A 13,814-nucleotide genomic window follows, 5' to 3' on the forward strand; every position below is an offset into this window, starting at 1 on the left:
ATGTTTTGAGTGTTAATAAGCTTTACTTTGCGATAAATCATTAAAATGACATTAGCATGGCTGATGTCGAAAATTTACAATCTTTTGGCTTACCTTACGCTTAAGCTAAGTTTTATTTGAGGATCGCACAATGAAATATAAATTTTTTCCTTTGGTACTGCTAACAGGCTTGTTGCTTTTAAGCCAAAGAATATCGGCGAATACAACCCCCCTTGTTTTAGAAAATGAAGCAGGGCAAATTGTTAAACTTGGCAGTTACTTAGGCAAAAAACCAGTTTACTTAAAGTTTTGGGCTACGTGGTGCAAGCCATGTATGGAGCAGATGCCGCATTTTCAGCATGCTTATGAGCAATATGGCGATAAAATTCAATTTGTAGCTATTAATATTGACCTAAATGATGATGCACACGCTGTTGCTAAGGTTAAAGAACGTTTTTCACTTAGCATGCCTCTATTTACCGATCACACAGGCCAAGTTGCGAAACATTATGAGTTTATGGGCACCCCTTTTCATGTGTTAATTGATAGCGATGAGAAAGTGATTTTTCAAGGCCACGAAGCCGATAAATCGCTTGATAACACATTACGTTTGTTATCACACAATGGCAAAGTTGAAAAAGCACGACTGCTTAGCGAAAAACAAGGCCAAGCGACTCCATTGACTATTCCGAAAAAAGGTAAAAAAGCAGTACTATTTACCGCAACGTGGTGCGACTGGTACTTAGCCGACACTCGCCCTGCCATGGCAAAGCAGTGTGTATTAGCGCAGCAACATGTTAATAAGTTGGCAGAGCAAGGGATTGATGTAGAGGTTAAAGTGAGCCAGCTATGGACCGATCAAAGTGCAGTGCAAGAATATGTTGATAAATTCTCTGCAAGTATGCCGGTTTCAATCGATTATGGTAACGATTTATTTCTCGAAAATGGCATTAATTCGGTACCAACTTTACTTATCTACAACGATGGAAAGTTAGCCACTACACAGGCTAAATTTTAGCTAAAAACCGATTAATTTAGCTTTGTAATTATACAAATTTAGCCTATGCTCTAGGCTCATTACACAGTGAGCCTAGAGCATGATAGATAAGGCATTATTAGCAAAAACACGCGAGTTATCTGACCGATTAATCGCACTGCAAACACCCATTCGTATTCTTGATGCGATTAATTGGGATAAACAAATCAAAGAAGAGTTTTTTAAGCACAAATGCCAGAAAAACCCAACGGTTGATCAAGCCTATTACCAGCAACGTGATCTTGGTTTTGTACCAAGTGAGTTACGTCGGGCGTTCTCTGATTTAAATCGCGATATCATCAGCCAGTTAGGGCAACTCAATCCGATTGCCCAATACATGAGCAAGATGTGTACTGAATATAAAACTGTACTTAGTATGATTGAGTATCGTGGCACGCCTGAATTTCATGATTTGTCTGTTGAGCTATTTGGTCATCCAAAAGATTTATTTCATGCTGGAGAGCCTTCACTTGCCGAACTTGCCACCATGCTTGAGCAGCCACTAAAGAGTATGCTTGATGCCGATATATTACCTGATGATCCCAAAAATATTGATGCAGAAGATGCAGTGAAAATTTTAGCATCGCAAGTGTCACAAACAATGCCGGGTATCGATGTTGAGGTCATTCTGAGCGACGGTATTGTTAGTGACGCTGCAGCGGGTGCAAATAATATTAAACTTAATCAAGATGTTAAGTTTTCACAGCGTGAGCTTGATATTCTTGAAGTGCATGAAGGCTGGATCCATGTAGGGACGACCCAAAACGGTCTTGCGCAGCCTTATTTAACTTGTTTAAGTAAAGGCACACCGAGCTCTACGGTTACCCAAGAAGGCCTTGCGGTATTGACCGAAATTATTACCTTAAAGTCGACGCCACGACGCTTAGCAAAGTTAGTGAACCGTATTCAAGGTATTACTAAGGTTATTGATGGTGCGGAGTTTGTTGATATTTATCGTGACTATGTAGCGCAAGGTTTGAGTAAAGACGACAGTTATACACTTACTCAGCGGGTGTTTAGAGGCAGTACAGCAACAGGCTTGCCTTTTACCAAAGATATCGCTTATATCAAAGGTTTCGTGTTGGTGTATAACCTTATACGAGTTGCCATTCAGTTAGGTCGAATTGATCAACTGCACTTATTATTGGTTGGTAAAATCTCAATAGATGATTTTAGACTGATATCGCAACTACATGATTTAGGTGTGATTGAAGACCCTAAATTTATTCCACCACACTTTAAAGACTTACGAGGCCTAGCAACTTGGCTAAGCTTTGGACGTTTTATTGGTAACTTGTCGTTTGAACAATTAGAAAACGACTACAAACCACTCTTTATTTAAATAAATATATAAAAAAATGCAGCTGGAATGAGCAGCTGCATTTTAAGAGTTAAAGCATGTTGCCATACATGCTTTTAGTCGAGGAAACGATTAACCGGTGAGTGCGTCAATCTGCACTACATCATTCAAAACGATAACTTCTGCACGTTTGAAAAAGTTAAAATCTGTTGCGGTTGCGAGTGTGTAAGCACCCATCATACGACTGATGATTAAATCACCATTGTTTAATTTTGGTAGCATGATTGACTCACTTACTACGTCGATGCTATCGCAAGTCGGGCCTGCTAACACTGACTCAACACGTTCGTTTGATTGTTTGAACGAGTCGATAGGGTACGAGGCTTCATCAAACAATAAACCACTGAATGAGCCGTAAATACCATCATCTAAATAGTACCAAGGCTTGCCATCACGAACTGCTTGACCCATTACCGATGCAACACTGGTTACAGCACTGGCTACAATAAAGCGACCTGGTTCAGCAATTACGCGAACTGTCTCTGGTAACTGTGCTAAAGCATCATTAATCGGCGCACAAAACTCATCAATTGGTAGCACGTCTTTATTGTACGGCACTGGGAAACCACCGCCGATATCAAGCGTACTAAGTGCAGGTAACCCCAATGCAGCTACGTCGTTAATCACTTGGTTACATGCAGCAATTGCGGTTACATATTTAGCTGGGCTCGCTGTTTGTGAACCAACATGGAACGACAAGCCTTTGATACGAATACCTAGTTGTTGCGCATAGCTAATGATTTCAATGGCCATTGCTGGGCTACAACCAAATTTTTTCGATAAATCAGCGAATGCTTCCGTATTACGAAAACTTAAGCGAACAAGTAACTCAACCTGGTCTTTGTATGCAATGAACTTTTCTAATTCATTGATGTTATCAACCACAAACACATTACAACCGTATTCAAGTGCATCACGAATATCACGATCACGTTTGATTGGGTGCGTGTGAATCGTACGATCACTTGGTACGCCTTGGCTGGCGACTAAGTCAACTTCACCGCTGGTTGCTAAATCAAAGCTGGCACCTTCTTCTAAAAGCGTGCGAACAACTGCTGCATGAGGAAGTGGCTTTAATGCAAAGTGTAAAACAACGCCTGGTAAAGCACGACTTAATGCACGGTACTGGTGGCGTACGGATTCACAATCTAGCACCATTAATGGCGCACCATGTTGTGCAACAAGTTGCTCAATAAATTGATTTGATGGTTGTGCAGTAGACTCGTTTGCAGCAACCGACGCTGCAGGTACTTTGATTGTTAAGTCTTGTGTAAGTGTTGAAATAGCCATTTTACTCTCCGGCAATTAAGCAACTGCTCGGAAAAAAATGGAAGTCCAAGTCAGTTGAGTGTTATTAAGCGCACAGTACGTTCTGTGCAATCAAATACACTCTTGGATAGTTGCTCTATCGCCTTGCTACAAACTAGATTTGTAATGTACTCGGATTGGCTATCATCAAGAAGCGGCGAGATAATAGATCTGCTTTTTTATTTGCGCAAGCATTATTTTAAAATTTTTTTGGTTTATTTTTATTCAGTTTAAGGTGTGTGATTAGTGACTGTTTTTAAAGTGTATTCCATACCTTTGTGTGTAAATATCAAGCATCGCTTTTGCATCATCTGGGTGATTATTCTGACGATGTAACTGTTGAAGGTAGGCTGCCATTTCTGCACTTTTCATAAAGTTATCAATCAGTGCAATAGCACGATAACCTATGGTTGTTTTACTACATGCAAAAAAGCCGTTTATAAACTCAGGGTATTCAGCAATACGTCGTGAAGTAAGTAAGTCTAATTCGTGGGCGGGTATATGAGCCTCTAGCGCCTGTTTGTAAGCGATAATGTAATCAATACGCTTATTGATCAGGAGCTGACTTAATTGTAAAAAGGCATTTTCGCCATAAATAGCTGCAACGTTGTGGTGCTTATTTGCAAAAATTTCATCGAGCTCGCGGTAGCTGGTTGAACCAATAATACCGAAGCTGCCTTTATTTTTGAGTAGCTCTGCTACAGAGATTGGCTCTGAGCTAGGTTGCAACGCACTTTTAAGTGCATACAGTTGACGTTGCAAATGCATATAGGTGGGGACTTTGGAAAACACCATGTTTTCTTCGCGTTCAGGGGTTTTGATTGCGTTAAAGGTGCAACTGGCCTCATTACTTGATAGGTGTTTAATTACGCGCGCATGATTAGTAAATTCAACATCTATATTAAACGTCTTTGAAAGCGCTGGTTTTATGACAGCAGCAAGGTGGAGGTTAATACTGAGTTTATCTGCTTCGCTGGCAAAATATGCATGAGACCAAATTGTAAGCTTGGGTTTTTCTGTTGCCGTTGCTGTGTTTAGGGTAAATAGAATTACGATAAACGCAATTAGTCTCATACATTTCCTTGTGTACCAACTCGCTTATTGCACTAAGCGAATTGGTATGTGCTATTTATCGAGCATTGGTGCTCTCAAAAATTTTGTCTGCTGATGCTGCAACAAAACCTGTGTATAGCTCGCCATCTGGCTTTGCATAACGCAGAGCGAACTCATAAAAACAACTCGGTACGGCAACAACACCATCGCTAAATTCAACTTCGCTGTCATCAGCAAGGGTTGAAGATTGCTCAAGTAAAACCTCTGGTGAACCTTTGATTTCACCACCCGATGTATTTAGCGCAAAACCCGCATCTTTAAGTGCTTGGTTTACACTTTCGATATCATCGAATTTAGCCAATTCATTGATGCTCACGGTAAAGTGATTAGCACGGTAACCCCACGCCGACATCCATGCTGCATATTCGCTTTCTGCTAGCAGTTTTTTGTAAGTGTCTGAACTTACTTGCCAGTGCGTACCTGAGTAAAGGAAATTATCCGCTGTTACAGCGTTTTCGTCAATCTGTTCAACCATATCGTTAACGATAGCTTGTAATTCGTCTGAGCATTGCTCAACAAGTAATTCAGAGATGAAAACTTTAGGTTGCTTAGGATCTGAGTGTTCGAAGTGTTTAGCGTATAGTTTTTTCGCTTCGAAGTGATACTCGCCGCATTCTTTATAGCCAACGGCTAAAAAGTGCGCAGCTAGTTTTTCTAAACCAATTTTTTCATGGTTAAAAGTACGTAGAGCGATGTGATCGTTAATCACGTCATCTTGTTGTGTAGAGCCAAGTAACTCATGTACTTTAACCGCTGATGGCGTAACTGATAAATAGTTGTCCCATAGGTTTTCAAATAGGGCGTTTACATCTGTGTGCATGTTTAATTCCTTCAATTAAGGCGGCGAGGCCGCCAAACAATTATTCAATAATTAAGCCCGGCGCAAGGGTCTGTGGTAAGTTAACTTTATCGGCTTCAACAGAAGCAACAGGGTATGCACAGTAGTCAGCAGCATAATAAGCGCTTGCTCTGTGGTTACCACTGGCACCAATACCACCAAACGGTGCGGCGCTTGATGCGCCTGTAATTGGTCGGTTCCAGTTAACGATACCGGCACGAATACGTTTTAAGAAATGCTGGTAGTCATCGCTATCATCACTTAATAAACCAGCAGATAAACCAAATGAGGTGTTATTTGCTTCATTAATCGCACTATCGAAATCTGTATAACGGTATACCTTGATAAGCGGACCAAAGTGCTCTTCATCAGGCATGTCTTTAACAGCCGTTACATCAATAATACCTGGGCTTACAAAACCAGTACCCGGTTCAAGATGCTTAAGCTCGACAAGCGAGGTTGCTCCCATATCAAGTAACTGCTGCTGAGCTGCAACCATACCTAAGGCTGCTTTTTCGCTGATCATTGCACCCATAAATGGTTGATCTTCGCTGAAGCTGTCGGCGACTTTAATGTGTTTTGTTGCAGCAATTAACTTTTCTAAAATTGCATCGCCATTTGCCGAGTTCTCAATGAATAAACGACGAGAACACGTACAACGTTGGCCAGACGTAATGAAACCAGACTGAATAATGTCGTGAACAGCGGCACTTACATCTGTGACATCTTTTACGATCAGTGGGTTATTACCACCCATCTCTAGCGCTAAGATTTTACCTGGGTGACCTGCAAATTGCTTATGTAATAGGTGACCTGTATTGGAGCTACCCGTAAAGAATAAGCCATCAATATCTTGATGAGAGGCCAAAGCAATACCTGTGTCTACTTCACCTTGAACAAGGTTGATGACACCGGCTGGTAAGCCTGCTTTTAGCCAAAGCTTTAAGGTAAACTCAGCAACATGAGGCGTTAGTTCTGATGGCTTAAATACAACTGTATTACCCGCTAAAATAGCAGGCACAATATGACCGTTCGGTAAGTGACCCGGGAAGTTATAAGGACCAAACACCGCAACAACACCATGTGGCTTATGACGAATAAATGCTTTAGCGCCAGGCATTGGGTTTTCTGTGGTCCCAGTACGTTCGTGATAAGCTTTAATTGAAATGGCAATCTTACCCGTCATTGCGCCTACTTCGGTACGTGTTTCCCAAAGTGGTTTACCTGTTTCACGGGCGATAATCGTTGCAAACTCTTCGCTGTGCTCTTTAAGCTGAGCCGCAAAGTTTTCAAGAATAACAATACGCTCTTCAAGGGCCATATCAGCCCAGCCTAGCTGCGCACAACGAGCTGCTTTTATTGCATCAGCGACTTGCCCAGCCGTGGCTGTTTTACCTTGCCAAACAACCTCGCCATTACTTGGGTTGATTGAGCTAAAATCATGACCAAGGCCTGCTTGCCATTGGTTATCGATAAGTTGAGTTGTGACACTCATTTTAAACTCCTTAAGTGGTTACAAACGGAAGAACCGTGCTGCATCCCCTTGTTTTAATTTAAGTGCATCTGCCACTTCTTGGCTGATGATTAGCGTGTGCTTAGCGTGGTTATAATGAGCATGTTTGGTGAATGTTGCTCTAAAGTCATTCACGCCTTGATTACATATCGCTAATGTATCTGAGCTTTTCTCATTAATATGTGCAAGCTCACCGATGGTGATAGGGCACACTTGTGACTCACGAACACTGCGAATATTGCCAAGTTTTGCTTCAACAGTGGGCCCTGCATCAAATAGGTCGACATACCCACGGTGCTCAAACCCTTCTTTTTCTAAAAGTTTAAGTGCAGGCTTAGTTTTTTCATGAACCTTACCAATCACAGCTTGCGCTTTTTTGCTTAATAAGTTGGCATAAATAGGGTACTTAGGCATTAATTCGCTGATAAAAACTTTATCGCCTAAACCCACTAAATGATCAGCCTGCGGGAACTCAATGCTAAAAAAGTGTTCTTGTAACCACTGCCAAAAAGGTGAATGACCGTCTTCATCACTTACACCACGCATTTCTGCGATGATGGTGTCAGCAAAACGCTCACTGTGCTGGGCCATAAATAAAAAGCGAGAACGTGATAAAAAGCGACCCGTTAAACCTTTGCGATTTTGCTCACGTAAGAACAAGGTGCAAATCTCTGAGCAGCCTGTGTAGTCATTACACATACTCAGAATATCAACGGTGTTATACACGTTGAGAGTACGTGAATGGTGAACAGTTTTTCCAAGATGGTAATGATACAAAGGCACCGACATACCTACAGCGGCTTCAATAGCTGTAGTGCCGATAACGTTACCCGTTTTACTGTCTTCTAAAACAAATAAATAGGTTTCGTCTTGTGGTTTATTGATGTTTTTTGCAAAACTTTGCTCGGCGCGGTCGATTTTTTCTTGTAGCAAGGTGTCATCAACAGGTAATGAGGTAAACCCATGACCAGACTCCATCGCTATTTGCTTTAACGCAGCAAAATCATTTGCTGTGATAGGACGTAATACTTGCATTCATTGCTCTCCGATGGCGCACTGGTTTAACAGCACGCCAACTAGAATTAACCGTTTACAACGTCTGCAACCGCTTTTTCAAAGCGAGCTAAACCTTCTTTGATATCCTCAAGAGGGATAACTAAAGATGGCGTAAAGCGCACAACGTTTGTACCCGCAACAAGGCTCATTAAACCGTGTTTTGTGCTTGCTACTAGGAAATCACGTGCACGGCCTTCAAATTTGCTGTTAAGTACCGCACCTAATAATAGGCCTTTACCACGTACTTCACTAAATACGTCGTATTTTTCGTTGATTGCAGCAAAACCGTCGCGTAAAAGTTGTTCACGCTCTTTAACACCAGCGAGTACTTCTTCGCTATTAACAGTATCAAAAGCCGCTTCAGCTACAGCACATGCAAGTGGGTTACCGCCGTAAGTTGAACCATGTGTGCCTACTTTTAAATGCTCTGCAATACTCGCCGTTGTGATCATCGCACCGATAGGGAAACCACCACCTAGTGCTTTTGCTGTTGTTAGGATATCTGGTGTTACACCTAAACCTTGGTATGCGTATAAATCGCCGGTACGGCCAACACCTGTTTGTACTTCATCAAAAATAAGTAAAGCATTGTGTTTGTCACATAACGCGCGAACACCTTTAATAAATTCGCTCGTTGGCGAAATGATACCGCCTTCACCTTGTAATGGCTCCATCATTACGGCACATGTGTTGTCGCTGATAAGTGCTTCAAACGCAGCTAAATCGTTATAGTCACAGTGATCAACAGCAGCAGGTTTAGGGCCAAAGCCATCAGAGTAAGCAGCTTGACCACCAACGGTAACAGTGAAGAATGTACGACCGTGGAAACCTTTGTTAAACGCGATGATTTGGTTTTTTTGCTCGCCGTGTACATCTAATGCCCAGCGACGCGCTAATTTTAATGCTGCTTCGTTAGCTTCTGCACCTGAGTTTGCAAAATACACTTTATCGGCAAATGTAGCGTCCGTTAATTTTTTAGCTAAGCGCAGTGCAGGCTCATTTGTCATTACGTTTGATAAGTGCCAAATTTTTTCGCCTTGCTCTTTTAGTGCATTGACAAGCGCTGGGTGACAATGGCCTAAACAGTTAACAGCAATACCACCTGCAAAATCGATAAATTCTTTACCGTTTTGATCCCAAACACGTGAGCCTTCACCGCGAACAGGAATAACCTCTGATGGGTTGTAGTTTGGTACCATTACGTCGTTAAAAAGTTCTCTTGTTACTTGCATTTGTTGCACCTAAATATGGCTTAGTATGAAAAAAGTTAAATTGCAAAAAATAGGTCAGTTAAGCCGTTCCTGCCTAATTAAGCACGATGAAATTATTTTTCTTATCTATTTTTACTATTATCTGGGTTAGGAACTTAAATTTGCAGTGCTATTTTGTGAAAAATGACTAAAATAAAAAGCAAATTAACGAAAAGAGTAGTCAAAGTGATAACGACACAAGACGAAAAGCTATTATCTATACTAAGAACAAATGCCCGTGCGAGTATTTCAGACCTTGCCAGAGCGCTTAACTTATCGCGCTCAACAGTGCAAAGCCGAATGTTAAAACTAGAAGAAACAGGTGTGATCAAAGGCTATAGCGTAGATTATGGCGATGCTTATTTGAGCCAAATGGTATCGGCCCACGTTTCGATTAAAGTGAAACAAAAATTGACTACCAAAACGAATCTTGAACTAAAGCAGATTGATGCTATTTCACAGCTCTATGCAATTAGTGGTGAGTTTGATTTGATTGCCGTTGTGCAAGCGCAAAACCTTGAAAAGTTAAGCCACCTGCTAGATGACATTGGTAACTTAGATGGTGTTGAGCGAACAACGTCATCGGTGATTTTAGAGACGAAGTTTAAACGTTAAGGTTATTTAGAGTGCGGTGCTTTGTTAATAATCACTTTTTTAACTTCGTCTAACTTAATCACATAAGCATTGCCACCAATACCTTTAAATTCTTCATCGGTAAACACGATGGTGTTGTCATCGTAAAATGTGATGGCTTCTTTTTGAGTGACTATGCCTAAGTCTATACGTGATACATCACCTGAGAAGAACTTATCGCCTTTGAAGTTTTCAAATAACCAGATGCTAGTCGAGTCAAGTAAAACAAGTTTACTTCTGTCAGGGCTTAATGCGGCAGAGGTAACCCAGCATAACTTTTCCATCGTTGTACAGGTTTTGAATGAGTCAATTAATTCGGCATCGAAATTTGCTGCATGGTCACCTACTTTATAAACATTGGTAATGCCATCGAATGGCTCGGTACGGTTTTTGGTAAATAAATACAAATGATGGTTAAAAGCAACAAATGCTTCTAAGTCAAAGTTACGTTTATTGGGGAGGATTGGGCTGCCATCCATTTCAGGGTAGGTGAATTTTATGATTTCAGCTTGTGTTGTATTGCCTTTTATATCAATAGGATTTTCTATTTTATAAATGGTTAGCCATTTTCGGTCATTATTATTATTGCCAAAATCCCCTAAAAAGAAATGCCCGAACCTATTTTGAGTCATATCTTCCCAATCAATGTTTTTGGCATTAGTGACTAACACTTCTTTTGCGATTGAGCCATCCTCATTTAAACGATACAGTTTTGGCTGGTCGCCACTGTCGTTAATTGCCCATAGGCGATGCTTTTTATCAAATTCTATCCCTGATATTTCTTTGACTTTAGGATCAACAGATAAGCGTTTTTTACTGTATAAAGTATAAATTGATGTACCGATAAAAATACCGGTAAGTGTCACGCACAGGGTTAGTGTAATTAATAGGCTTTTTTTCAACATTAACAAGGAATTGGGATTTAGATATTAAATGTGATTATAGCTTATTAATGTTGTCTCTGTATATTCCAAACACTTGTGCCTGTTGTTGCAATAAAATTGACGTTATCTTGGAGTACTTTATGGCCTACATTAAAAGATGATTCTGGTTGGCTAACTAAGTAACCCTGCACACTTCTAATACCCATTGATTTAACTAGCTCAAATTGTGCAAGCTCTTCAACGCCTTCAGCCACAATCTTTAACCCCAGTTTATGGCCTAACTCACTGACAGAGTGAAGTATTTTATTATATTTTGGGTTGTCATTGGCTTGCGCAATAAACAGTCTGTCCAGTTTTATTACATCAATCGGTAAGTCAGCAAGGGTGCTTAAAGAGCTAAAACCAGTACCAAAGTCATCAATGGCGATAGTGATACCCTCACGGCGTAATTTTTCTAGGTCGTTTATAATTTTTTTACTTGCGGTGATTAATGTCGACTCTGTTATTTCCAACATAACAGCAGTTGCTGGCAGTCCTGTTTTAGAAAGTTTGGCCATTACCCAATCATAAATTGCACGGTGTTTTAACTGAATGCCAGAAATATTCACCGATATTTTAACTTTCTTCATCCCCGCGTTATACCATGCAGCCATCTGCCGACATGATTCAAGCATGATCCAATCGCCGAGTTCTAAAATAAGATTCGATTCTTCAGCAATGGGAATAAACTCAACAGGTGAAATAGCGCCCTCAACTGGATGCTCCCAGCGTACCAAAGCTTCAAAATAATCGATTGCGCAATCGTCAACATCTACGATCGGTTGAAAAAATAAATGAAAATTTTCAGAGGCAATTGCAAGGCGCATTTCCTCAAGTAAGTAATGATAGCGACGCATTTTATTGCCCATTTCAGGCGAATACACTTTAAAAATACCACGGCCATCAGTTTTGGCACGATACATCGCCACATCAGCCATTTGCAGTAATGCGTGAGGTGTCGCTGCGCTGTCAGGGTAGGTTGCAATGCCTATGCTTGCGCTGATCTTAATCAGCTTATTACCGAGCACAAAATCCCTCTCGATTTCTTTTAAAACATTTTTAGCAATTTCAAGTGCTTGCTCTTTCGAGGTCAGGTGATTAATAAAGATAGAAAATTCATCTCCTCCCAAGCGAGCTAAGTTTTGTTCAAGCTGGCTGGTGGCAGAAATATTATTGAGCTTGTGATGGCGAAGCACACCCGTTAAGCGAGCTGCTACCTGAATAAGTACTTCATCGCCAAAGCTGTGGCCAAATGAATCATTTACCTGCTTAAAACCATCTAAATCGATAAATAAAAGCGCACAATTGAGTTTATCTATCTCTGCAACACTTAGTTGTCTGGCTAAATGCTCTAAATATGCATGACGGTCTATCAGTAGGGTTAATTTGTCTTGGCAAATACTCGCCTGAGACTCGCGAGTGTAGGTGGTAATGTGCGCGCTCAAGGCATGAACATTTGCTTGCAAATTACAAAGGGTAGATTGCGAAGCTGAATGTGTGTTAGTAAGGTTTAGGCTGGAGAGTAGGGCTGAAGTTTGAATGTTAAGTTCTTTAATCGTCTGTTTCATGCTATCGCTTTGACGTCTTAGGCTGACCAACCAAGTGATAGCAATAATTAACAGCAACAAAATGATAATATTAATAGGTGCCATCAAAGTTGAAGTAATGAGCTGCTTTGTCTCAATTGCCGTGACTGTTTGTGTGTCGGCTTTAACGACAACGTAATTTTGGTTGTTATGAGTGAGCGTGTATTGACCACTTAACAGGATGTTGTACCAAGGGGCAGGCTCTATATTTGATGAGGTGCTTGCAAAAGTTGAAAGCACAGTTGTGCTTGGTTGATAAGAAAGATCGTTAACTTGTTTAACTAATAAAATATTCAAACCATACAAGAAAGCTACTATGGTTATCATACAACTGCATACTATACGAAGAGCATTGGCCATTATTCACTACCGTCCTGGGCACTATTATATTGTTTACCAACCCATAAGTTAATTTTTTCAGTATATGGCTTGTCACTAAAATAGACAAACCTTTTGTAATGTAATTAGATTGTTAATGATTAAATAGGAAAAAAGCTGTGCTTTTTAGTGCAATAATAAGCTCCCTGAGTGTTTAGAAAATGCTTTTAATTGCATAGTTAACTTCAATTTTATTCACTTTACCAACCCTCACTTATTAACTACTTTTTACTGAGAAATTACTTAAGTTTAGTACTAAGAGTAAATAATAACTTTAACTCTCAAATTGGTTCATTTATTGCTGACTTAAGGTTAGAAGTTTGATTAATCATGTTTTTGTTTGTTTTGTGCACTGCTATGGTGCGTATGCAAATATTTTGCACTGTCATAATGCGTAAACAAAGATTTGATTTACTAAGTAAGGCACATGTTCTTTTAAGCAGTTTTTAGCGCATGTAATACACAGCCCCGACTGTTGAGTAGTTGAACACGGCACTGTGGCAAGGATTAATTAACCACTTGGTTGAATTGGAGCCCACTATGTTAAGTAAACGTTTTTTTAAAACCAAAGACGAAACCGAAGTTACTTTTGAATTTCAGCACCCTGATGCTGAAAATGTGCAATTAGTTGCAGAGTTTACAGATTGGCAGCCAGTGCCAATGAAATACAACAAAAAAGAACAGGTTTTCAAGTGCAAGCAGCGTTTACCGCTCGATAAACAATTTCACTTTCGTTACCTCATTAACGGTCATGTTTGGGATAACGACCATCAAGCTGACGCTTATACTCCTAACGTTTTTGGTACTGAGAATAGTGTTGTAAACACTCAACGCGCTTAAT

At 40.4% G+C, this 13,814-nt stretch carries 12 protein-coding genes; 4 read left to right on the forward strand and 8 right to left on the reverse strand.

Going from position 1 to position 13,814, the window contains the following annotated elements; all coding sequences use genetic code 11:
- Positions 1-130: 130 nt before the first annotated feature.
- Together LY624_RS17780 and LY624_RS17785 are read left to right on the forward strand one after the other, a co-directional pair.
- Positions 131-997: a TlpA family protein disulfide reductase gene (locus tag LY624_RS17780; RefSeq protein WP_130152313.1), complete on the forward strand. Its 867-nt coding sequence runs from the start codon at positions 131-133 to the stop codon at positions 995-997.
- A gap of 79 nt (positions 998-1,076) precedes the next feature.
- Positions 1,077-2,357 (forward strand): flavohemoglobin expression-modulating QEGLA motif protein, encoded by a 1,281-nt coding sequence (locus LY624_RS17785; RefSeq protein ID WP_130152312.1) that lies wholly within the window; start codon positions 1,077-1,079, stop codon positions 2,355-2,357.
- Between the two features lie 90 nt (positions 2,358-2,447).
- Here LY624_RS17785 and LY624_RS17790 read toward each other — a convergent pair whose 3' ends face one another.
- The 6 genes from LY624_RS17790 to LY624_RS17815 form a co-directional block, all read right to left on the reverse strand.
- Complete coding sequence (locus LY624_RS17790) at positions 2,448-3,665, reverse strand: type III PLP-dependent enzyme (protein ID WP_341804679.1); 1,218 nt, start codon at positions 3,663-3,665, stop codon at positions 2,448-2,450.
- A 261-nt stretch (positions 3,666-3,926) separates the two neighbouring features.
- A complete protein-coding gene (locus LY624_RS17795; RefSeq protein ID WP_341804680.1) occupies positions 3,927-4,757 on the reverse strand; it encodes a hypothetical protein in 831 nt (276 codons plus the stop codon).
- Between the two features lie 55 nt (positions 4,758-4,812).
- Positions 4,813-5,616: a DUF1338 domain-containing protein gene (locus LY624_RS17800; RefSeq protein WP_130152309.1), complete on the reverse strand. Its 804-nt coding sequence runs from the start codon at positions 5,614-5,616 to the stop codon at positions 4,813-4,815.
- A 40-nt stretch (positions 5,617-5,656) separates the two neighbouring features.
- A complete protein-coding gene (gene astD, locus LY624_RS17805) occupies positions 5,657-7,129 on the reverse strand; it encodes a succinylglutamate-semialdehyde dehydrogenase (protein ID WP_130152308.1) in 1,473 nt (490 codons plus the stop codon).
- An 18-nt stretch (positions 7,130-7,147) separates the two neighbouring features.
- Entirely contained in the window at positions 7,148-8,182 is a 1,035-nt protein-coding gene (astA, locus tag LY624_RS17810; protein WP_130152307.1) for an arginine N-succinyltransferase, read from the reverse strand.
- Positions 8,183-8,229: 47 nt separating this feature from the next.
- Positions 8,230-9,435, reverse strand: a complete 1,206-nt coding sequence (locus LY624_RS17815) for an aspartate aminotransferase family protein (RefSeq protein ID WP_130152306.1) — start codon at positions 9,433-9,435, stop codon at positions 8,230-8,232.
- A gap of 204 nt (positions 9,436-9,639) precedes the next feature.
- Here LY624_RS17815 and LY624_RS17820 point away from each other — a divergent pair, with 204 nt between their 5' ends.
- Positions 9,640-10,068, forward strand: coding sequence for an Lrp/AsnC family transcriptional regulator (locus LY624_RS17820; protein ID WP_130152305.1), 429 nt, complete (start codon positions 9,640-9,642; stop codon positions 10,066-10,068).
- Positions 10,069-10,070: 2 nt separating this feature from the next.
- Here LY624_RS17820 and LY624_RS17825 read toward each other — a convergent pair whose 3' ends face one another.
- Both LY624_RS17825 and LY624_RS17830 read right to left on the reverse strand, forming a co-directional pair.
- A complete protein-coding gene (locus tag LY624_RS17825) occupies positions 10,071-10,991 on the reverse strand; it encodes a hypothetical protein (protein WP_341804681.1) in 921 nt (306 codons plus the stop codon).
- Positions 10,992-11,035: 44 nt separating this feature from the next.
- Complete coding sequence (locus tag LY624_RS17830) at positions 11,036-12,922, reverse strand: putative bifunctional diguanylate cyclase/phosphodiesterase (protein ID WP_341804682.1); 1,887 nt, start codon at positions 12,920-12,922, stop codon at positions 11,036-11,038.
- 591 nt (positions 12,923-13,513) lie between these two features.
- Here LY624_RS17830 and LY624_RS17835 point away from each other — a divergent pair.
- Complete coding sequence (locus tag LY624_RS17835; protein WP_062567102.1) at positions 13,514-13,813, forward strand: isoamylase early set domain-containing protein; 300 nt, start codon at positions 13,514-13,516, stop codon at positions 13,811-13,813.
- The last annotated feature ends 1 nt before the right edge of the window (position 13,814 follow it).

The sequence above is a fragment of the Pseudoalteromonas sp. N1230-9 genome (genome assembly GCF_032716425.1).
Taxonomy (GTDB): domain Bacteria; phylum Pseudomonadota; class Gammaproteobacteria; order Enterobacterales; family Alteromonadaceae; genus Pseudoalteromonas.